Raw genomic sequence first — 208 nt, forward strand, 5'->3', positions numbered from 1 at the left:
GCTAGCTGTACTGCCCAGGGAGGTTGGTCAACCTGGTGATGGGTGGGACCTTGCCGATGGCGGAGTGGGGTCGGTGATGGTTGTACCGGTGCAGGAAGGCCGGTAGGGCGTTGCGGCGGTCGGCTTCGCGCTTGTAGTGGCGGGCGAAGGCCCACTCGGCGGCCATGGTCCGGTGGAAGCGTTCGACCTTGCCGTTGGTCTGGGGCCG

Annotated in this window: 1 protein-coding gene; it reads right to left on the reverse strand. The window is 67.3% G+C overall.

The annotated features are described in order from the left end of the window. Position 1 precedes the first annotated feature (1 nt). Positions 2-208: integrase core domain-containing protein (locus Q0848_RS18945; RefSeq protein ID WP_299040394.1), on the reverse strand; the 207-nt coding region annotated here is incomplete at its 5' end.

The sequence above is a fragment of the uncultured Pseudokineococcus sp. genome, assembly GCF_947495735.1.
Classification (GTDB): Bacteria; Actinomycetota; Actinomycetes; order Actinomycetales; family Quadrisphaeraceae; genus Pseudokineococcus.